The organism is Sulfitobacter sp. HI0129 (assembly GCF_001635395.1).
In the GTDB taxonomy this organism is placed as follows: Bacteria; Pseudomonadota; Alphaproteobacteria; order Rhodobacterales; family Rhodobacteraceae; genus Sulfitobacter.
On record NZ_LWGH01000178.1, the window covers coordinates 1 to 459 of the forward strand.

A 459-nucleotide genomic window follows, 5' to 3' on the forward strand; every position below is an offset into this window, starting at 1 on the left:
TTGACGATCCCTACTTCGGCGCGCGGCTGGAAAACTGGCTGGTGACGCTGCGCAAGATGAACTGCGTCGTGATCATGATGACGCAGTATCCGAGCCAGCTGCGCGATAGCCGCGTCGGCAAGACCATCGTCGAGACGGTCCCGACCCAGATCCTCTTCCCGAACGACCGTGCCACGATCTCCGATTACGACTTTCTGCGCGTGAACGCCAAGGAGGCGGCCCTCCTCGTGCAGCCCACAATCGGCCAGCGCATCGCGCTCGTGCGCTCGGCGGGCGACAGCGTCTTTGTCGATGCCGATCTCTCCGCCCTCGGCACCCTCCTCCCCATCCTTGGCGGCGGCGCCACCGGCGAGGCCCGTGTGCCCGCCGATTGGCGCGCCAATCCTGATTTCTGGAGACATGTTATATGAGTTCGAAACCCCTCCTCGCGCTTTGTGCCGCCGCAGGCCTTCTCTCAGC

Annotated in this window: 1 pseudogene; it reads left to right on the forward strand. The window is 64.3% G+C overall.

Annotated features, from left to right (window positions below):
- A pseudogene (locus tag A3764_RS01720) lies at positions 1 to 410 on the forward strand (type IV secretion system protein B4); the annotation flags it as partial.
- Positions 411 to 459 lie beyond the last annotated feature (49 nt).